The organism is Lachnospiraceae bacterium oral taxon 500 (genome assembly GCA_002999035.1).
GTDB lineage: Bacteria > Bacillota > Clostridia > Lachnospirales > Vallitaleaceae > W11650.
In genome coordinates, this window is sequence record CP027241.1 from 1,111,019 (window position 1) to 1,131,268 (window position 20,250).

General features: G+C 47.7%; 12 protein-coding genes, 5 tRNA genes and 4 rRNA genes. 20 read left to right on the top strand and 1 reads right to left on the bottom strand.

All coding sequences use genetic code 11. The features are described 5' to 3' along the window. Nucleotides 1-212: 212 nt before the first annotated feature. The 19 genes from C3V36_05085 to C3V36_05175 all read left to right on the top strand — a co-directional run bounded on the left by C3V36_05085 (nt 213) and on the right by C3V36_05175 (nt 17,070). Nucleotides 213-300: transfer RNA gene (locus C3V36_05085), tRNA-Ser, on the top strand. Nucleotides 301-585: 285 nt separating this feature from the next. Next, a 16S ribosomal RNA gene (locus C3V36_05090) occupies nt 586-2,123 on the top strand. Between the two features lie 131 nt (nt 2,124-2,254). Next, nucleotides 2,255-2,372: ribosomal RNA gene (rrf, locus tag C3V36_05095) — 5S ribosomal RNA — on the top strand. Nucleotides 2,373-2,374: 2 nt separating this feature from the next. Then, nucleotides 2,375-2,447 (top strand) — tRNA-Ala (locus C3V36_05100). A gap of 290 nt (nt 2,448-2,737) precedes the next feature. After that, nucleotides 2,738-5,628, top strand: a 23S ribosomal RNA gene (locus tag C3V36_05105). Nucleotides 5,629-5,728: 100 nt separating this feature from the next. Next, nucleotides 5,729-5,800: transfer RNA gene (locus tag C3V36_05110), tRNA-Asn, on the top strand. A gap of 5 nt (nt 5,801-5,805) precedes the next feature. Next, nucleotides 5,806-5,877 (top strand) — tRNA-Glu (locus tag C3V36_05115). A 3-nt stretch (nt 5,878-5,880) separates the two neighbouring features. Continuing rightward, nucleotides 5,881-5,998, top strand: a 5S ribosomal RNA gene (rrf, locus tag C3V36_05120). Together the 16S, 23S and 5S rRNA genes with 5 tRNA genes alongside form the textbook arrangement of a ribosomal RNA operon. A gap of 7 nt (nt 5,999-6,005) precedes the next feature. Continuing rightward, nucleotides 6,006-6,076: transfer RNA gene (locus C3V36_05125), tRNA-Cys, on the top strand. A gap of 442 nt (nt 6,077-6,518) precedes the next feature. Continuing rightward, nucleotides 6,519-6,827, top strand: coding sequence for a hypothetical protein (locus C3V36_05130; protein ID AVM68674.1), 309 nt, complete (start codon nt 6,519-6,521; stop codon nt 6,825-6,827). 157 nt (nt 6,828-6,984) lie between these two features. Then, complete coding sequence (locus tag C3V36_05135; protein ID AVM68675.1) at nt 6,985-7,848, top strand: 5-dehydro-4-deoxy-D-glucuronate isomerase; 864 nt, start codon at nt 6,985-6,987, stop codon at nt 7,846-7,848. Nucleotides 7,849-7,857: 9 nt separating this feature from the next. Next, nucleotides 7,858-8,652: a carbohydrate-binding protein gene (locus tag C3V36_05140; protein AVM68676.1), complete on the top strand. Its 795-nt coding sequence runs from the start codon at nt 7,858-7,860 to the stop codon at nt 8,650-8,652. Nucleotides 8,653-8,721: 69 nt separating this feature from the next. Then, nucleotides 8,722-9,903 (top strand): MFS transporter, encoded by a 1,182-nt coding sequence (locus tag C3V36_05145; protein AVM68677.1) that lies wholly within the window; start codon nt 8,722-8,724, stop codon nt 9,901-9,903. Between the two features lie 117 nt (nt 9,904-10,020). Beyond that, a complete protein-coding gene (locus C3V36_05150; protein ID AVM68678.1) occupies nt 10,021-10,890 on the top strand; it encodes a hypothetical protein in 870 nt (289 codons plus the stop codon). Between the two features lie 389 nt (nt 10,891-11,279). Further along, nucleotides 11,280-12,326, top strand: a complete 1,047-nt coding sequence (locus C3V36_05155) for a dihydrodipicolinate reductase (protein ID AVM68679.1) — start codon at nt 11,280-11,282, stop codon at nt 12,324-12,326. Between the two features lie 169 nt (nt 12,327-12,495). Beyond that, the gene (locus tag C3V36_05160) at nt 12,496-13,416 is read left to right on the top strand and encodes a hypothetical protein (GenBank protein ID AVM68680.1); all 921 of its coding nucleotides are present in this window, start codon (nt 12,496-12,498) and stop codon (nt 13,414-13,416) included. Between the two features lie 95 nt (nt 13,417-13,511). Continuing rightward, nucleotides 13,512-14,402 carry a hypothetical protein gene (locus tag C3V36_05165; protein AVM68681.1) on the top strand — a complete coding sequence of 297 codons (891 nt, stop codon included), beginning with the start codon at nt 13,512-13,514 and terminating at the stop codon, nt 14,400-14,402. Between the two features lie 326 nt (nt 14,403-14,728). Beyond that, nucleotides 14,729-15,658: a hypothetical protein gene (locus C3V36_05170; protein ID AVM68682.1), complete on the top strand. Its 930-nt coding sequence runs from the start codon at nt 14,729-14,731 to the stop codon at nt 15,656-15,658. A 65-nt stretch (nt 15,659-15,723) separates the two neighbouring features. Continuing rightward, nucleotides 15,724-17,070, top strand: a complete 1,347-nt coding sequence (locus C3V36_05175) for an MATE family efflux transporter (GenBank protein AVM68683.1) — start codon at nt 15,724-15,726, stop codon at nt 17,068-17,070. On the opposite strand, the gene C3V36_05180 is transcribed toward C3V36_05175, so the two are convergent. Further along, nucleotides 17,064-18,968 (bottom strand): ribokinase, encoded by a 1,905-nt coding sequence (locus C3V36_05180; protein AVM68684.1) that lies wholly within the window; start codon nt 18,966-18,968, stop codon nt 17,064-17,066. The genes C3V36_05175 and C3V36_05180 overlap by 7 nt on opposite strands. A 309-nt stretch (nt 18,969-19,277) precedes the next feature. Here C3V36_05180 and C3V36_05185 point away from each other — a divergent pair, with 309 nt between their 5' ends. Further along, on the top strand, nt 19,278-20,249 hold the full coding sequence (locus C3V36_05185; protein ID AVM68685.1) for a nucleoside hydrolase: 972 nt from the start codon (nt 19,278-19,280) through the stop codon (nt 20,247-20,249). Nucleotide 20,250 lies beyond the last annotated feature (1 nt).

A 20,250-nucleotide genomic window follows, 5' to 3' on the forward strand; every position in this document is an offset into this window, starting at 1 on the left:
GAGTGGGAAGACCAGATATTGTGCGCTGAAAATTGTATATTTTTTTCAAACAATTTAAAGTCAAAATTCATAAAAGTCTTAATATCAGCGGGGAAAGGGGAATAGAGCATTTTTGAAAAATTATGAAAAATAGCCTTGACATCGGTCAGACGATTTGCTATAATAATTTTTGCACTTGACCAGTGCGAAATTAAATAATAAGAAAAAACTTTGGAGAAGTACTCAAGAGGCCGAAGAGGTGCCCCTGCTAAGGGCATAGGTCGGGAAACCGGCGCGAGGGTTCAAATCCCTCCTTCTCCGTTTCAAGCTCGATCGGCACTTAAAACTTTTTTGAAAAAATTGAAAAAAGTTGTTGACAAGTAAGTGAGAGTTTGATATAATGATTTTCGTTGCTCCGCAAGGAAGCAATGAAGCGGCAAACGCCGCAGGGCTTTTGAAAAGCCTAAAAACTTAACAATTTCAAAAAGAAGAAAAACCAAGTAATACCAAGTTAATTCAAACACCGAGCGCAAGCGAGGCGATGAGTAACAGTCAAGCCAGTAGCTCTGTAAAAGAGCAGGCAGATAAGAGCGAAGGAGAAAATTATTTTTAAGAGTTTGATCCTGGCTCAGGATGAACGCTGGCGGCATGCCTAACACATGCAAGTTGAACGAGAAGTTCCGGAACAAGTCTTCGGACAAGGGAAGGGACGGGAAGTAGCGAACGGGTGAGTAACGCGTGGGCAACCAACCTTACACAGGGGGATAACGCAGAGAAATTTGCGCTAATACCGCATAAGCGCACAGGATCACATGATCTGGTGTGAAAAACTCCGGTGGTGTAAGACGGGCCCGCGTCTGATTAGCTAGTTGGTGAGGTAAAGGCTCACCAAGGCGACGATCAGTAGCCGACCTGAGAGGGTGATCGGCCACATTGGGACTGAGACACGGCCCAAACTCCTACGGGAGGCAGCAGTGGGGGATATTGCACAATGGAGGGAACTCTGATGCAGCAATGCCGCGTGAAGGAAGAAGGTTTTCGGATTGTAAACTTCTATCAGCAGGGAAGAAAATGACGGTACCTGACTAAGAAGCCCCGGCTAACTATGTGCCAGCAGCCGCGGTAATACATAGGGGGCAAGCGTTATCCGGAATGACTGGGTGTAAAGGGTGCGTAGGCGGTAAGGTAAGTCTGATGTGAAAGACTGGGGCTCAACTCCAGGGGTGCATTGGAAACTATGTTACTAGAGTACAGGAGAGGAAAGCGGAATTCCTAGTGTAGCGGTGAAATGCGTAGATATTAGGAGGAACACCGGTGGCGAAGGCGGCTTTCTGGACTGAAACTGACGCTGAGGCACGAAAGCGTGGGGAGCAAACAGGATTAGATACCCTGGTAGTCCACGCTGTAAACGATGAGTGCTAGGTGCTGGCCTATAGAGGGTCGGTGCCGAAGTTAACGCAATAAGCACTCCACCTGGGGAGTACGGCCGCAAGGCTGAAACTCAAAGGAATTGACGGGGGCCCGCACAAGCGGTGGAGCATGTGGTTTAATTCGAAGCAACGCGAAGAACCTTACCAGATCTTGACATCTTCCTGAAGTATTCTATAAAATGGATATGTCCTTCGGGACAGGAATGACAGGTGGTGCATGGTTGTCGTCAGCTCGTGTCGTGAGATGTTAGGTTAAGTCCTGTAACGAGCGCAACCCTTATGTTTAGTAGCCAGCGGGTTAGGCCGGGCACTCTGAACAGACTGCCGTGGAGAACACGGAGGAAGGCGGGGATGACGTCAAATCATCATGCCCCTTATGATCTGGGCTACACACGTGCTACAATGGCGGATACAAAGGGAAGCGAAGGGGAGACCTGGAGCGAATCCGAGAAAGTCCGTCCCAGTTCGGATTGTAGTCTGCAACTCGACTACATGAAGTTGGAATCGCTAGTAATCGCAGATCAGCATGCTGCGGTGAATACGTTCCCGGGCCTTGTACACACCGCCCGTCACACCATGGGAGTTGGGAGTGCCCAAAAGCAGTGGTCCAACCGCAAGGAGGAAGCTGTCTAAGGCAAGACCGATGACTGGGGTGAAGTCGTAACAAGGTAGCCGTATCGGAAGGTGCGGCTGGATCACCTCCTTTCTAAGGAAGAGTAGGGGGAGTGAGGGTACTCATGAACCTGAAAGAATAGGCGTGCGATGGCCTTGGGGAACCAAAACAGTCGCAAAGACCAAAGCAATTATCGAGGGTGTTGCTTGGTTTCTTCTTGAAATTGGAAATTTATGGTGACGATACGTCCATGGGAAACACCCGTTCCCATCCCGAACACGATGGTTAAGCCGTGGGCGGCCGATGGTACTTAGCTGGAGACGGCTTGGGAGAGTAGGTGGTCGCCATTTCCGGGGGTATAGCTCAGCTGGGAGAGCACCTGCCTTGCAAGCAGGGGGTCAGGAGTTCGATTCTCCTTACCTCCACGGAAGCAATTATCTTGCTTCAAGCACAATCGTGCGGACAGAGAAATCTGTAAGCTTAACAATTAAATAAGAAAAATAAACTGATGATTAGACAAGAGAGAAAAACATGGAAATGTTTTTGTTATCCTGGAAACGGAGAAGAAAAACTTTGAAGTTTCCAATCTAAGAAAATGTCAGGGTAAAAAACTTTAATTTTACTAAATTAAACTTGAAAGAACAACATATACAATGTTGATTCTCAGGAAAGTCAAGCTACAACGTTTTACTTAATCAGTAAAGCGAAAGGACAAAGTTCAAGGAAGTAAGAGCATAGGGGGAATGCCTTGGCACTAGGAGCCGAAGAAGGTCGTGATAAGCTGCGAAAAGCCGTGGGGAGGAGCAAATATCCTGTGATCCACGGATTACCGAATGGGGAAACCCGGCATGTGGAAGACATGTCATGCTGACGTAAATCAAATAGCGTCAGTAAGGGAACCCGGGGAACTGAAACATCTAAGTACCCGGAGGAAGAGAAAGAAACATCGATTTCCTGAGTAGTGGCGAGCGAAAGGGAAAGAGGCCAAACCATGGGGCGAAAGCCTGATGGGGTTCGGACTGCAGGAAGCGAAAGATAGCTACCCGAAAGGTTTTGGGAAAGCCTACCAAAGAAAGTGAAAGTCTTGTAGGGGAAAGCGAAAGATAGCCGGCAGGATCCAGAGTAGCGTAAGACACGAGAAACCTTGCGTGAACGAGCGGGGACCACCCCGTAAGCCTAAATACTACCTAGTGACCGATAGAGAAGCAGTACTGTGAAGGAAAGGTGAAAAGAACCCCGGGAGGGGAGTGAAAAAGAACCTGAAACCCTATGTTTACAAGCAGACGAAGCGCGAGCGACGTCGTACTTTTTGTAGAACGGTCCGGCGAGTTACGTGTATCAGGCGAGGTTAAGTGCGAAAGGCACGGAGCCGAAGGGAAACCAAGTCTTAATAGGGCGAAAGAGTCTGATGCAGTAGACCCGAAACCGGGTGACCTATCCATGAGCAGGTTGAAGTTTCCGTAACAGGGAATGGAGGACCGGACCCACGTCTGTTGAAAAAGGCGGGGATGACTTGTGGATAGCGGAGAAATTTCAATCGAACCCGGAGATAGCTGGTTCTCCTCGAAATAGCTTTAGGGCTAGCCTTGTATTACTTCCATGGAGGTAGAGCACTGACTTCTGGAGGGGGCCTCACCGCTTACCAAAAGATATCAAACTACGAATGCCATAGGAAGGATGTACAGGAGTCAGACAGTCGGAGATAAGTTCGATTGTCGAAAGGGAAAGAGCCCAGACCACCAGCTAAGGTCCCAAAGTACATGTTAAGTGGAAAAGGATGTGAGATTTCAAAGACAACTAGGATGTTGGCTTAGAAGCAGCCATACATTCAAAGAGTGCGTAATAGCTCACTAGTCGAGAGATTTTGCGCCGAAAATGTCCGGGGCTAAAACATGACACCGAAGCTGTGGGATGTAGAAATACATCGGTAGAGGAGCATTGTGCAGATGAAGAAGCGGGATCGGAAGGCACCGTGGAGGATGCACAAGAGAGAATGCCGGAATGAGTAGCGAGATGGAAGTGAGAATCTTTCAGGCCGAATATCCAAGGTTTCCAGAGTAAAGCTGATCTGCTCTGGGTAAGTCGGGGCCTAAGGCGAGGGCGAAAGCCGTAGTCGATGGAGAACTGGTGATAATTCCAGTACCTTGTAGGAACAGAACTGTGGGGACGCAGGAAGATAAGAAGAGCCGGGAAAGGAAAGACCGGTATAAGCGCAAAGGCGGAGCGGGGGAGATACCGCGAGAAAGCTGAAGCGTGATAAGGAGCGAAGGGAAGTAGCGAAGCTTCTGAATCTAAACTGCCAAGAAAAGCCACTATAGATTGTTACAAGCCCGTACCGCAAACCGACACAGGTGGATGAGGAGAGAATCCTAAGGCCGACGGGAGAAGCGTTGTTAAGGAACTCGGCAAAATGACCCCGTAACTTCGGGAAAAGGGGTGCCGGAGAGAAACCGGCCACAGAAAAAAGGCCCAAGCGACTGTTTAGCAAAAACACAGGTCTCTGCGAAACCGAAAGGTGAAGTATAGGGGCTGACGCCTGCCCGGTGCTGGAAGGTTAAGGGGAATGGTTAGACGCGAGTCGAAGCTAGGAACTTAAGCCCCAGTAAACGGCGGCCGTAACTATAACGGTCCTAAGGTAGCGAAATTCCTTGTCGGGTAAGTTCCGACCCGCACGAAAGGCGTAACGATTTGGGCACTGTCTCAACAACGCGCCCGGTGAAGTTGAAGTACTGGTAAAGATGCCAGTTACCCGCGACAGGACGGAAAGACCCCATGGAGCTTTACTCTAGCTTGATATTGGGACTTGATACTGCATGTACAGGATAGGAGGGAGACTGAGAAACTAGCCCGTCAGGGTTGGTGGAGTCGCTGTTGGGATACCTCCCTTGTAGTATTAGGTTTCTAACCTCGTGCCGTAAGCCGGTACAGGGACAGTGTCAGGTGGGGAGTTTGACTGGGGCGGTCGCCTCCGAAAGGGTATCGGAGGCGCTCAAAGGTCATCTCAGAATGGTTAGGAATCATTCGCAGAGTGTAAAGGCAGAAGATGGCTTGACTGTGACACCAACAAGTGGAGCAGGTACGAAAGTAGGACTTAGTGATCCGGTGGTAAGAAAGTGGGATTGCCATCGCTCAACGGATAAAAGCTACCCTGGGGATAACAGGCTAATCACTCCCAAGAGTTCACATCGACGGAGTGGTTTGGCACCTCGATGTCGGCTCATCGCATCCTGGGGCTGAATTCGGTCCCAAGGGTTGGGCTGTTCGCCCATTAAAGCGGTACGCGAGCTGGGTTCAGAACGTCGTGAGACAGTTCGGTCCCTATCCGTCGTGGGCGCAGGATATTTGAGAGGAGCTGTCCTTAGTACGAGAGGACCGGGATGGACTGACCTCTGGTGAATCTGTTGTTTTACCAAGAGCATAGCAGAGTAGCCAAGTTGGGAAGGGATAAACGCTGAAGGCATCTAAGCGTGAAGCCCCCCTCAAGATAAGATATCCCATTCGAAAGAAGTAAGACCCCTGGAAGACGACCAGGTTGATAGGCTCTGGGTGTAAGTGCAGTAATGCACTCAGCTGAGGAGTACTAATCGGTCGAGGCCTTGAACTAAGAAAGTCCGAGCGGACTTTCCTGGGAATCAAGATTGTATATGAATGCAAAGCGCCTGACATAAAAGTTTAGGTTTTAAACATCGGTTATTTTTCTTATTATTCCTCAATAGCTCAATGGCAGAGCATTCGGCTGTTAACCGAAGGGTTGTTGGTTCGAGTCCGACTTGGGGAGTTTTAGGCCCATTGGTCAAGCGGTTAAGACATCGCCCTTTCACGGCGGTAACAGGAGTTCGAATCTCCTATGGGTCAGTTTATGGTAGCGATACGTCTGCGGGAAACACCCGTTTCCATTCCGAACACGATGGTTAAGCCGTGGGCGGCCGATGGTACTTAGCTGGAGACGGCTTGGGAGAGTAGGTGGCTGCCATTTTTTATATGGCGACGTAGCCAAGTGGTAAGGCATGGGTCTGCAACACCCTGATCACCGGTTCAAATCCGGTCGTCGCCTTGAAAAAGAGAGTTGATAGCGATCAGCTCTCTTTTTTAAAACAAAAGCACGAAGCAACACCCTGATCACTGGTTTCGGCGTAAGTAACATAAAATTTCATATGGCGACGTAGCCAAGTGGTACGGTCCGTACTTTTGCTTTGCAAAAGTACAAAGTCTGCAACACCCTGATCACCGGTTCAAATCCGGTCGTCGCCTTGAAAAAGAGAGTTGATAGTTAATCGGCTCTTTTTTTTGTTGGTAAGACTAGCCGATAAAGCGGACGCGACGTAGCCAAGTGGTACAGCACGTGCTTTTGTCTTGTAAAAGTACGAAGCAACACCCTGATCACCGGTTCAAATCCGGTCGCGCCTTGCCTTTACGTCGATTCTTGACAGAACTTCTAAAAGCTGTTATGATAAAAATATAACAAACTGAAAGAAAGAATGGAAAGGAGAATGGTGATGAACGGGGAAGCAATGACAAAAAGCGGAGAAAAGAAGATTTGGAGCAAGGAAGAGAACATTAAGCTGCGGGATCGCGGAGCCGTTTTTTCAGTGGTAACAGCGGCTGTTTTTGGTTTAATCATTGCTTGGACTAAGATCGACCGGGGGCAGAGTATTAACGATATTATGACTTTATTTTTTGTTATACTGGCGGCTTCTTTTCTTTATCAGGCGGTAAAACGTAAAACTTTACTGGATATTGCGGCAGCCATAGTCGTATGTTTAGTAGCCGGATATTTTTTTTATCAGTTTTTGATTGCCGGCTGATGGTGGATGATAAGATAAAAATTGCTGTCAAAAAGCCTTTAAAACTGGCGCAAATACTTTTTTTGTGATAGAATAGGTCATGACAAAAGTAATATGCGGGTATCGATGGCTTTCCATGAGCCGGCGGTACTTCGCACAATCAGAAAGGGAGAAAAGAATGGAACTCAGAACAGCGGCGTCACCCAAGGACGTCAAATATTATACAACCCAACGGTTAAGAGAAGAATTTTTAATTGAAAACTTGTTTGTGAAGGATGAAATCAAATTGGTTTACAGCCATATCGACCGGATTATTACCGGAGCAGCGGTACCGGCGGAAAAAGAACTGACGTTGACAGCCGGCGCGGAGCTGCGGGCGGAATATTTCCTGCAGCGGCGGGAAATGGGCGTCATCAATATCGGCGGCGCCGGCCGGATCACGATTGACGGCAAGGTCTATGAAGTTGGCGCCAGAGAAGGTATGTATATCGGTATGGGCGCAAGGGATATCCGCTTTGCCAGCCTGGATTCAAGCAGTCCGGCCAAGTTTTATTTAAACAGCGCGCCGGCGCATCATTCCTATCCGACCGTCCTGATCAAGCGGGAGGGCGCGCCGGCCGAGGGCGTGGTGATTATCAAGGAAGAAAATAAGGTGCGGCTGGGCAGTCTGGAAAGCTCCAATCATCGCACCATCTGCAAATATATTCTGCCGGGGCAGGTTGAAAGCTGCCAGCTGGAAATGGGCATGACCAGCCTTGAACCGGGCAGTGTGTGGAACACGATGCCTTGCCATACGCATGACCGGCGAATGGAGGTTTATTTGTATTTTGACTTGCCGGAGGACGCTTTTGTCATGCACTATATGGGCGAGCCCCAGGAAACCAGACATTTGGTAGTCAGAAACGAACAAGCCGTGATTTCCCCAAGCTGGTCGATCCACTCGGGCAGCGGCAGCCGCAACTATACCTTTATTTGGGGAATGGTCGGCGAGAATCAGGATTTTGACGACATGGATCATGTGGCCATGCAGGACTTGAGATAGGGGAAGAAAATGACGGAAATCAGTATTAAAGTATTGGATCAAAGCGGCAAAACTCTGGCTGTCAGCCGGGGAGAAAATGAGGTCAATTTAGTGTATTCGGCGCCATATCAGGAGGGCGACCGGATCGTAATCGACACTTTTGACCGGAACGATCATTACTGGGTTCAGGTTGACGACGCGCTAGGGCGGGCGCTGATGTTTTTAAAGGAAGGAAACTTTGTCTATCCGGTGCCCTTTGGCAGTAAGCGGATTAATCTTTCGCCGAAGGTTTTTTCCGGCAGCAAGCATCTGCTCCATGTCAGGAAAGCAAGGCCTTTTGAGTATTTGGCTTACCGGAATTTGTCCAAAAATGTCAATGATCATCATGACAATACCAAGGCCTTTCCGCATGCCTCAGCCAATGTCGAAACCAGGGGCGAATCGGTGTTTGCGGCCATGAATGCGGTTGACGGGGTGACGGCAGCAGCCAGCCACGGCGAATGGCCGTACCAATCATGGGGCATTAATCAAAGACCAGACGCAGAACTGACGCTGGACTTTGGCCGGCTGATCACCATGGATCGGATTGTGTTTTATCTGCGGGCGGATTTTCCACATGATAACTGGTGGGAAAAGGTAACGATTGAGTTTTCTGACGGCAGCGAGCAGGAGTTTGCGCTGAAGAGAACCGGAGAAGCGCAGGAGTTTAGCATCGAAGCGAGGCAAATTTTGTGGCTGAAAATGAAAAATATGATTAAGTCCGGTGAGCCGTCACCGTTTCCGGCGCTGACTCAAATTGAAGTTTACGGCAAGGAAGCAGATTAGGAAAGAAAGCCGGTTCCCGGAGCCGCCGCAAAATGCGGCTGGGAACCGGTAATTTACGGAGGATTTTGGTTGAAATCGGAAAATAAAATGACAGTTTTTTTTGTCATCACCTTTTTGCATTATGCGGCTGCCAATTTTGCCCATCCCATTACGCCCACTTTGATTGTGGAGTTACAGCTCCCCAGTTATACTTTTGGTACGGCGTTTGCGACGATGGCACTGACCGGCTTTTTGTTTTCGCCCTTTTGGGCCAAAATGAGAGAGTTTTTTTCGGCCAGATCGCTCCTGCTGACCGGCTCGCTTGGCTATGGACTGGGTCAGCTTTTCTTCGGACTGGCGAAAACCGAGGTCAGCGTTATTTTTGCCCGCGCGTTTTCCGGTTTCTTTGTCGGGGCAATCGGCGTTTCGATCCTGATCTATATTACGGAAATGTCCGGTGAGGAGAAGGCCGGCGTTAATTTGGCCAAATACGCGATTGTTCAGGCGCTGGGCGGAGCGGTCGGCTTCCTTTTGGGCGGCACGATCGGCGTATACTCGATTCAGCTGACATTTTGGATGCAGGCGGCCAGTTTGGTCTTGTGCGGCGTGCTCTTTTTTCTGCTGCTGGAAAATAATACGGTGGCCGGACGGCCATCCATCCCCCTGCGCAGCTTGGCGAAAGAGATGAACCCGATCCGTTCTTTCCTCGACTGTCGCGGCTTTATGACGAAAAGCTTTGTGCTGCTCTTTATCGTTATTGCCTTAGCCAATATCGGCATCACGGTTTTTGATCAGGCGTTTAATTATTACCTGAAAGCGCAGCTGGATTTGACCTCGGTTTATAACGGCTTTTTTAAAGCGGCCATCGGCCTGATTACTTTGCTGGTCAACAGTACGGTTTGCCTGTGGATCATTCGCCGCGGCAATATTCAAAGGGCGCTCAGTATTATCCTGCTCTGCTGCGCGGTCAGCGTTTCCGCATTGTTTGGGATTTTTAGTGTGCCGCTGTTTTTGGCAGTTTGCTTTGTTTATTATTCCTTTCATTCGCTGATTGTGCCGCTGTTGCAGGATAATGCTGCGCATGAGGCTAATTATCAAAACCGGAACCTGGTGATGGGGCTTTACAATGCCGTCCGCTCCTTGGGTATGATTGGCGGGGCATTATCTGCCGGCTTTTTTTATCAGACTCACGCCATGCTGCCGTTTGCTTTAGCAGTGCTGTGCTTTGCTCTGGCGGCCGGGTTTATGGTGTGGCATCAAGTCTCCCGATAGGAAGAGGGTTAAGGGACGAAAGTCTTTCTCATTTTGCCGAATGGCTGACCGGATGCCAACTTATTATTTGCTGGTATTTCGACAGTTACCCAAGGCATCAATGATTTTTACAGGAGGATGACCATGGCAGAAACGTTTTCATCGAAGTTGAGCATCGGTCAAATGGCGAAGCTAAACAATATTTCGGTTCAGACCTTACGCTACTATGAAAAAATGGGACTTCTTAGTCCCAAATGGGTGGATGCCGGGAGCAAGTACCGCTATTATGACATTGAACAATCCTGTATTTTGGATATGATTAAGTATTTGAAAAAATGTGATTTGAGTCTGGAGGAGATTCATCACATTTTATCGGCCGAGCAAATTGACGCCGGGCAGCTGTCCTGTTTGCTGGAGCAAAAGCAGAATGAGATCGACCGGGAGATGCGGGAGTTGGATTTTAAAAAAGCGGCGATCCGCAATATTTTGAACAGTTTGGATGCCTATCAGCTGATGCCGGCACTGGGGACGATTGTGCTGGAGTATTTTCCCAAGCGTTATGCCTTTGTCTACCGGGGCGACTGTAATTATTATCAAAACACACGTCGGTATGAACAGGGGCTGATGGAATTAAAGGCAGAAATGGCCAAGTATCATTTGCCGCATTTTTACTCCTTTAACCCGGCCTCACTGATTCGCAGGGAGGTGTTAAGTCCGGGTAAACTCTACTGCAACGAACTTTTTGTCTATATTGATGAACTCTATGCTAAGGATAGAGTTCCGTTAATTGAAATCAGCGGCGGAACCTATTTTTGCATTTACTGCAATGAGGTTCTGCATGAAGAAAAATACACCTATCAGCTGATTGAACATATTCAGAACAATCATATGGAAATTGTCGGCGACGGCATTGAAGAGTCGATCAGTGATTTGATTGCTATTCGGGAAAACCGGAAAAATCTGCTTATGCGGGTCAAAATTCCGGTTCGCTTTCAGCGCTTTGCGTGAATAACTCATAATCCGGCTGTGCTTAAGCGTTTTCGTATTTGTATAGCTGGATTTTGATTATAGTTTAGGAATGATACAGGATATGACGGAGAACTTGCCCTCCGCTCGTATCCTGTATTATTATCTGCCTGTTTAATGCCTGACCTATAATTTTCTGATGAATCATGGGCGTTTTGCTTGGTTTTAGAAACTTTTAAATCGGTCTTGACTCTATACTAACTATATTTGCTATGATGATAATGCAAATCAAAGGGATGAAAATCGGAGCAGAGTTTGTCAGCAAAGGATTCATCGTTTTTTGATGCCGTATCATTTAGATAACAAAAAAGGCGATTTCTGCCTTTATTTGTTATAATTTTAACAAATATGACTTAAAGGAGGACAGGAATATGAAGGTTGTACAAGTTGGTTGCGGAAAAATGTCGGCTTACAGTATGCGCTATGTATTAGAGAGAAAAGGCCAGTTGGTTGGCGCTTATGATATTCGCACCGAACTGGTCGGCAAGGATGTTTCGGAAATCATCGGCGGCGCACCGATTGGTGTAAAGATAGAGCATATCGACCAGTTGGATGAGTCGTTAAAGCGGGTGCAGCCGGATATTGCGGTCATTACCACGCAAAGTCTGATTGCTTCGATTTATCCCTTGCTGGAAGTACTGGCCAAAAATCATGTCAATGCCGTGTCGATTTGCGAAGAACTGTTTTATGCCTGGGATTCCAACCCGGTGGTATCGAAAAAGATTGATGATTTAGCCAAAGAGAATGGCGTGACGATTACCGGCAGCGGCTATCAGGATGTTTCCTGGGGCAGCATGGTAACGGCTTTGGCGGCAACGGCTGCGTCGATCAAGACCATTCATGGCATCAGCAGCTATAATCTGGAAGATTATGGTTTGGAAACGGCCGCCATGCATGGTGCCGGTTTAAATACGGCCGAGTTTGAGAAGCAAATCTTAGAGGTCAATAATGTTACGGCCGAGGAGCAGGAACGCCTGATTGCTGCCGGCAAGTTTTTACCTGGCTATATGTGGCCGGTTAACGGCTGGGTGGCTTCGGCGCTGGGCCTGCATGTGACGAAGATCTCTCAGCGGGCAGAGGCAACGACCTATTCGACGGATTTATATTCCAACACCCTGAAAAAGACTATTCCTGCCGGAGAGCCGACGGGGCTGCGCACAATTGTCACCAGTGAAACCGAAGAAGGAATTACGATTATTACCGAATGTATTGGCCGTGTCTTTTCCCCGGATGAAAAGGATGTCAATGAATGGTTGATTAAGGGCGAACCGGATATGCGCTTTGTGATGGAAAACCCGGCGACCGTAGAAATGACCTGTGCCTGCGCAGTCAACCGTCTGCCGGACATTGTTGCGGCCGAGCCGGGATATGTGACCTCGGAAAAAATGCAGGATCTGAAGTTTAGAGCGAAACTTTAAAAGTGCTGATGATTAAGCGCCGGTTGGTTTTGTGGTTTAGACTGCTATGGAAAACGGTTGTCATGGGTGTCAAAAGATGATAAATCCTTTTGCAAGTAAGTTCTGCTTGGATTTTCATGCTTTTGTCACTTGTATCATAAATATATTTTAAGCAGAGGAGGATTTTAACATGGACAAAGTAAAAATCGCGGTTGTTGGTGACGGCACAATGGGGCATGGCATTACCGAGGTATTTGCCAAAGCCGGGTATCCGGTGACAATGATTGGTTTAAATGAAACCACGATAAAAAAAGGATTGGAAAGAATCGAAATCAGCTTAAAGGAATTTGTGGCGCATGGTTTGCTGGCTGAGGGAGAGATTCAGGCGACACTGGGTCGGGTATCGACCAGTGAGGACTTGGAAGCGGCCAAAGACGCAGCGATTGTGATTGAGGCGGTGCCGGAGAATATGGCACTGAAGACAGAAATCTTCGGCAAGCTGGAAAAGATTTGCACGCCGGAAGCGGTTTTAGCAACAGCCAGCGGTCACTCGGTATCAGAAGTAATTGCCGAAGTCAACAAACGCGACCGGGTGATTGCAACGCATTTCTGGTTCCCACCCCAGCTGTTGCCGCTGGTTGAGGTTTGTGGTGCACCGGAAACAAGCAAAGCAACGCTGGATTGGACTTGTGAATTATTGCATAGTATCGGCAAAAAGCCGGTTGTGATTGACAAGGAAATTGACGGCTTTATCGGCAACCGGATTCAGTTTGCGGCTTTGCGGGAAGCCTGGGCGCTTTATGCAGCAGGTGTAGCGACGGCTGAGGCGATTGACTCCATCGTAAAATATAGTATTGGCCGTCGTTATTCAGTAACCGGTCCGATCGAATCGGCCGATGTTGCCGGACTGCCGGTGATGGTAAACTTTGCCGCTTATTTGCAGCCATCGCTGTCGATTGATAAGGAACCGCCGGCTAAACTGTTTGAATTGATGAGAAAAGAAGGCGGTACGGTTTATGACCGGCCTCAAGCCGAAACGGATAAACTCTTGGCTGCCCGTAAGGAAGAATTGTTCCGCTGGCTGGCCGCTGATCAGGAAGAAATGAAATAGCAGAGCAAGCAGTGACAAACGGTCATTTTTAGTATCATAAGAGGCAGAAGTATTTGTGATTTCTGCCTCTTATATTAAAAAGAAAGAGGTATTTTATGCCGAAAGAATATGTTTTGTATCTTATTTTTGCGGGAATTATTGTAGTGAACGGGCTGTTTGCTTACCTTTTTTTAAAGGATTATTGGAAGCATCGGGAGGAAGCCAAAAAGGAACCCGGCCCACCCTTGCTTATTTGCATTAGTTCGTTTATTATTTACTTTTTATCAACCTTTGGTGTGTCCGATTATGCGATTTCCACGGCATTTTATAGGGCCACAAAATGGGTAGACGATAAAAAGATTCCCGGAACGCTGAACACGCAATGCGTCTTGCCGGTAGCGGTCATGGCACTGGCTTACATCAAGTCGATAGAAGTGGATATTTTGACTTTGGTTTTGTGTATTGTTTCCCAAACCTTGGGATCGTATATTCTGCCGCGCTTTGTGGTCAAGCTTCCGATTAAGACCATTCGCCGGGTGATTGGCTTTGGTCTTTTGGGTGCAACGGTTATCATTTTGATGGGTAAGTTTGGGTTATTCCCGATTGGCGGTGAGCTGACCGGTTTGACCGGCGTTAAGCTGTGGGTTACGGTTGCTTTGTTTGCCGTCTTTGGTGCTATGAATACCATCGGTATCGGCTCTTATCCGGTAACGATGCTAACAGTGTATGCTGTTGGTCTGAACCCGGTTATTGCTTTTCCGATTATGATGGGTGCGTGTACGTTTTCCGTGCCGGTGGGCAGTATGGAGTTTGTTCGCTTGGGACAATATGCCAGAAAGATTACGCTGATTTCTTCCTTTGTTGGTATCTTAGGGGTGTTATTGGCGGTTTTCGTGGTAAAGTCAATGGATATCGGAATGCTGCAGTGGTTAGTTGCCGCTATTTTGGTTTATAGCGGGGCAACGATGCTGTATAAGGAATATGCTCCGCAAAAGAAGGAGGCGTAAAAGGATAGGCTTTTATTGTCAGCTTCTTTGTCAAATGGTGTTGGTACAATTTAAAGAATAAAATCAACTTTCAAGGTGAGATTGCATTAGCGCTCTCACCTTTTATAGTAATGGGATAATAAGTTTTTTGTGATAAAGATTCTGTTTTTAAAATGGAAGAAACTGCGGTAACTTAGAGCAATGGCTTTCGGATTAATTATTTTCTAATTTGTTTCCAATTAGATTTTAATCATTTTCCACAACCAGCGGACGACTTCGCGTTGAATTTTTGCTAAGATAAGAATTGAAAAACCAAAGATTATCTTATATAATAAAAGGAGAAGAAGATGCTCAGGAATAAGGAAAAAATTGACGAAATCCGGACGGTTATCGAAAGCCCTGACAATATGCGCTTTACCGCCCGCAATGATTATGCGTTTAAGAAGTTGTTCGGACGGGCAGAGAATATCATCATCTTGCGGGAGTTCTTATCGGTGGTGCTGGAACTGGATAAGGAAGAACTTAGAGATATCGTGATTGAGAATCCAGCGGTGGGGAATTATTATGCCGATGACAAACAAGGGATATTGGATATTAAGCTAACTTTGCCGAATGGGCAAAAGGTTAATATTGAAATGCAGAATCTATGGGAGCCGCATTATGAAAAACGGACATATTTTTATTGGGCAAGCCGGTATCTGGAAAATTTTAAACCGGGCAAAGCCTATAAATATTTAGCCCGATGTGTCAGCATCCATATCTTAGGTGAGAAATTCCCGCTGACAGAGGAGATTCATTCGATTTACCGGGTGATGAATGTAAAAAGCTTTCAGCTGTTTTCGGATGATTTGGAGTTTCATTTTTTGGATTTGACGAAGGTAAAGCCGGAAGAAAATCAAAGTGATTTGGAACAATGGCTGCGTTTTATTCAAACCGATGACAAAGCTGTCCGGGAAGAATTAGGAAGGAGGAATGCGGTTATGCAATATGCCAATGAAGTCATGAATCAGTTCTATGCGGATAAGAAAGAAAGATGGAACTACGAAGCCGCGGTTCGCTATGAGTCCGACCGGGCGACATTGTGGGAAGCAGGCGTGGATAAGGGGCGGGCAGAGGGTATCCTTATTGGTGAAAAAAGAGGAGAAAAGCGAGGCGAAAAGCGAGGTGAAAAACGTGGCAAGCTGCAAACAGCTAAGAATATGAAAGCGAAAAACTTCGATGTCGAAACAATTCGAGAGATTACCGGCTTGACGGCCGAGCAGATTGCAGAGTTGTGACCGGGGCTTTGCTTTGCAGCAGCAGAAAGATAAGGCCGGGTTAGAAAATGGTTTAGAGGGATACGATGAAATTATCAGAACAGGCACAAAACTTAACAACCGGCAATATTTGGCAAAAAATGTTGCTCTTTGTTTTGCCGATTTTTTTGGGAACCGTTTTTCAGTCCTTTTATACGATTGCTGACGCGGTAATTGTCGGTCGTTTTTCCGGCCGGGATGGACTGGCGGCCTTGGAATCTGTTTATTTTTTGACAAAACTGCCGGTTAATTTCTTTACCGGCCTGGCTTCCGGTGCGGCCATCATTATTTCTCAATATTTCGGAGGGCGAAAGCTGGATCGCATTTCCGCCGCCAGTCATACGGCGGTGCTTTTTGCTTTTTTAGGCGGCGCCCTGCTGTCGGTCGGAGCTTGTTTGACTGCTCCGTTTTTTGTTCGGCTGATTGAAGTACCGGCGGAGATTGAAAAGGCGGCACTGACTTATGTCCTGATTTATTTCGGCGGAATGGCGTTTTCCATGCTGTATAATGTTGTCGCCGGAATTCTTCGGGCACTGGGCGATTCTAAGACGCCGTTTTATTTTTTGATTTTAGCCACCATTTTAAATGTCGGTTTAGACCTGCTGTTTGTGGCTGTCTTTGACTGGGGAGTAACCGGCGCGGCCGTGGCCACCCTGCTTGCACAAATTGTGTGTGCGGGACTGATTGTGTTTTTTTTAATGAAAACCGATTTACCCTGTAAACTCCGTCCGGCTCAACTCCGGTTTACCGCAAAATATCTGCGCAAAATCGTAAAGCTTGGCCTGCCGATTGGAATCCAGGCGATTGTTTACCCGTTGGCCAATATCGTTATTCAGTCGGCCATCAATACCTTTGGTGTCAGCTGTATTGCCGCCTGGTCGGTCTGCGGCAAACTGGACTTTTTGATTTGGTCGCTGTCGGACGCTTTTTATCTGGCGATTTCAACTTTTGTCGCCCAAAATTATGGAGCCGGTCAGTACCGGCGGGTACGGCAGGGGGTGCGGGCGGCACTGCTGCTGGCAGGCTGTCTGGTTTTGACAATTAGCGCAATTCTGTATTTCTGGCATATTCCGCTTGGCTATGCGCTGGTGGATGATGCCGAAGTAATCAGCATTATGTCGCAGATTATTCATTTATTTGCACCGCTTTACTTTTTATATATTTTTGGCTGCATCCTGCCGGGCGCGATTCAGGGGACCGGCGAAACGGCGGGGCCCATGATTTTGACTTTGATCGGCACCTGCGCCAGTCGAATCTTGTGGATTTATTTGGTATTGCCGCGGTATCGCAGCTTTATGACGGTTATGCTGTGTTTTCCGGTATCATGGGCACTGACGGCGGTGCTGCTGCTTGTTTTTTATGGCCGGGTGGCCCGGCGGCTTACGGATCAATAAGGGCGGCTGCTTCTGACCAGGAGATTCGGTTCCTGCTGATGAATATATGCTTCCAAGGTGTTTTTATCCACCAGTGACGGCACGACACCTTCCCGGGAAATACAGAACCCGGCGGCATAGCCGGCAATGGCAACCGCTTTTTTTAAGTCAAAGCCATACAGCAGATATGAAGCCAGAGCGGAAATAAAGGCATCGCCCGCTCCGGTATTATCAATTGAAGGAAAACTTTTGGCCGGAAAGCGTTCGTTTAGTTCCTCTGACAGGACATAACAGCCTTCCGCCCCCAGTGTGACAATGACGATAGCTACGCCTTGCCGGTAAAGGGAAGCGGCTTTTTCTTCAATCGGGCGGCCGCCCGGACAAATCTCAGACAGTTCTTTCGCGTTTAAGACTAAAATATCAACGCTGCTCAGCAACTCAGGACTTAAATAATTACAGGATGACGGTTTTAAAATCGTTTTGCCGCCGTGTTTACGCATCAGCCGACAAGCGGTTTCGGCCGCCGGCATGGGAATTTCGGTGCTGACTAAGCAATAGGCAGTATTTTCAAATAAATATTCTTTTTGCAGTAAATCAGCCGGCGACAGACTGTCATTGGCACCGGATAAAATCGTAATCGTGGATTCGCCCTTGGGTTCAACAAAAATATAGGCTTTGCCGGTAGAAAACTGCGAGCTCCGTTTTAAGCCGTCCGTATTGACGGTATGCTGCTGCAAGGCATCGTAAATAATATCCGCTTCCGATTGGCTGCCGACGGCGCTGATGATGGCTGCCCGGTGTCCCAGTTTAGCCGCGCCAATGGCTTCATTGGTTGCTTTGCCGCCGGCGTACAGGGAGGACTGGGTGGTGAGGATGGCTTTGCCGGAGGTCGGCAGCTGCGGTACCTTTAAATAAATATCCAAATTGGTGCTGCCGACGGCCAGGATCTTTTGGCTGTGCATAAAATGCGGCACATCAATGGTGGTTCGGCTGCTTAAAGCATATTCGGATTGAAAATGCTCCATAGGCAGCGGCAAGTTTTCCAGGCGGTGCAGAAGCTTTTGCCCTAAAAACCGACCATAGTCGTAACGGGAAATCGAAAAAGCGGAAATATCGGGAAAGCTGTCCTCCGGTCGGATATCATCCCGCAGGGAAAGCAGGGAGAAGTCCCAGGGGATTTGATAATGCTGGGCTAGGCTGCGGGCATAAAGATCGGCGGCGGCGGCATAATGGGAAGAAACTACGGCGGTAACCGCCCGACTGCTGATTTTATGCAGCAGCAGCGGCAGGCTTTGCTCATTAAACACCAAATCTTCGCGCAGTGGAATTTGCCGGTCAAATAAGCATTTCTTATAGCCGTTAAAAAAGTCCTCGGTTCTGGCGCCGGACAGCAGCAGGCAGGCAATGTCCCGATGATGACAGGCAATTAAGGCTTGCGTGGCCTGGTAGCCGAAAGCCTGATAATCAATGTTTTCCGATGAGGCAGTCGGAGAATTGAAAAGTAAGTAGGGGATTTTCAGTTTTTCCAGTTCAGGGGCAAAGTCTAAGCTGTTTTCGGCGGCCATTTCCCATAAGACGGCATCGGCCTTGTTCTTGCCGAAACCGGCCAGCGCTTTCTGTTCCTCGGCCGGGTCGCCGCCGGACTCGGCTAAAAGCAGCTGGTAGCCGTGCTCGCAGGCGACGGCCAAAATGCCGCTTAGGGTTTTGGATAGGCTTTTATGGGAGCGCAGCAGTACACCGATCAGGAAGCTCTTGGCGGTTGCCGGCAGAAAGGAATAGGGCGCATAATTATACTCCTTGGCAATCCTTAATACCTTTTCTCTGGTTTCCTGACTGATGCTGCTGTCTTTTTGATTCATGACCTTGGAAACGGTTGAAACCGAAACACCGGCCAGTCTGGCAATATCCTTTATATTCATATCCCAACCCTCTCATTTTCTGGTTTTTATCCTTAATTTTTCCCTGTAATGCTTTTATCATAACCTAATTACCGCCAAAAGTAAAGGCTTTTCCGTAAGCGGGAGTTTTTGCGCCGTCATTTTGCATAAAAATAGTTAGAAAATAATCAAAAAATAGACAAAAACACAAAAGAATATTGACAGAGACTAGGGGAAGCGCTAATATAAAGGCAATCAAGAAAAAAATATAGGAAACCATTTTCCTGTATAGAGCTGTATAGAATACGAAAAATGACAAGGCAGAGCCGATAAGACCGGGAAAGGCAAAAGATGAACGAAAAACAAAAAATTATTATGGATGTGGATCCGGGGATTGATGATTCCTTGGCGATTGTATTTGCCGGAATGGCCAAAGCAAGCTTAGAGCTTGTGGGCATAACGACAGTGAGCGGCAATGTTGAGGTTAACCAGGCTTCTTTAAATGCGATCAAGGCGCTGCAAATGTGCGGCCAGACGCAGGTTCCGGTTTATAAGGGAGCGGCGCAGCCGCTGTTCAAGGAATATTGCGACGCGACAGATACACATGGCCGGGATGGGCTGGGCGAAACATTTTTTTCGATAACAGATTGCTGTCAACCTATGCCGGCAACGGATTTTATTATTCAGCAGCTGGAACGCTTTCCGGGTGAGATTACGATTTTGGCTTTGGGGCCGTTGACCAATTTAGCTTATATTTTGCGGAAAAACGAGGGGGCGTTAAAAAAGGCCAGGCAGATTGTGATTATGGGAGGTGCGGCCAAAGTTCATGGGAATTGCTCACCGGTAGCGGAATATAATTTTTGGGTCGATCCCCATGCGGCGGCTGAGTTTTTTGTGGCAGGGCTGGAAAATGTAGTTATGGTGCCGCTGGATGTAACCTATTCCATTTTGCTGACGCCCAATATCCGGGAGATGATTCACCAGTTTGAGCTGCCGCTGGCGGATTATGTCGATAAAATTACGCGCTTTTATGTGGATTTTCATTGGCGGCAGGAGCGGACGCTGGGCTGTATTATCAATGACCCGCTGACCGTTGCCTACTTACTAAAACCGGAGATTTTAGGGCTTGCGACGGCGACGGTGCAGGTGGAAACAGAGGGGCTGTGTATCGGGCAGTCGATTTGTGATTTCCGTGCGCAAACCGGCAAAACTCAAATTGCTCTAACGGTAAATGAAAAGGAGTTTTTTCGCCTGTTTTTATTAACTTTATTTCCGGAAAGAGAAAAAGATATTTTACGAATGGAACAAAAAGGCTGGATTTAGA